The 806-nt window shown below is 65.0% G+C and carries 1 protein-coding gene; it reads right to left on the bottom strand.

The window, feature by feature from the left end; genetic code table 11:
• On the bottom strand, nucleotides 1-806 hold an 806-nt coding region (locus AC1DCJ_RS20305), incomplete at both ends, for a flagellin (protein WP_478071796.1).

The raw sequence follows: 806 nt of genomic DNA, 5'->3' as shown, positions 1-806 counted from the left end.
TGCTGCAGGATCTGGGTGCGGGTCAGCTCTGCGGTTTCCTTGGCGAAGTCGGTATCGCGGATGCGGCTACGCGAGGCCGACAGGTTCTCCGTGGAGGTCTGCAGGTTGGCAACGACCGAGGTGAAGCGGTTCTGGATGGCACCGAGGTCGGCGCGGGTGTTGTTGATCGCACCCAGGGCCTTGTCGACGATTTCCAGGGCCTGCTGTGCACCCTTCACGGTGGACACGTCGATCGCATCGGCGAACTGCTTGGTGCCCAGGGTCACGGTGCCAGCGCCAGCGACGTCGGTGGTGAAGACCTTGGCCACGCCGTCCTTGTCGACGCTGTCCTTGACCGAGGTCAGGGTCACGGCGCCGGCTGCATCGGCTTCGGCGTAGATGCCGGTTTCGCCGATCTTGGCATTGATGTGGGTTGCCAGCGCCTTGCCGGCGGCCACTTCGTTCTCCGGGCCGGTGCCGACGCTCTTCACATCCAGCTTGTCGAACTTGACTTCAGTGCCCTTGCTGTCGGTGATGCTGAAGGCAGCGATCGCCACATCGGTGTCGGCCACGCCGGTCACCTTGGCAACCGTGGCGGTGGCGAACTGCGCGCCGCCCAGGGCGTTGGTCTTGGCGTCCACCACCTTGTCGATGGCAATGGCCTGGCCGGCGTTGGCACCGACCTGGAACAGCTGGCTGGAGAACGAACCGTCCAGCAGCTTGGTGCCGTTGAAGTCGGACTGCTTGGCCACGCGGTCGATTTCGCTGACCAGCTGGGTCACTTCGGCCTGCAGCGCCTTGCGGTCGCTGGCGGAGTTGGTGGCGTT

The sequence above is a fragment of the Stenotrophomonas sp. 10N36 genome, assembly GCF_056395005.1.
The sequence above is the reverse complement of the archived record's forward strand: the minus strand, read 5'-3'. Positions and strand labels throughout refer to the sequence as shown.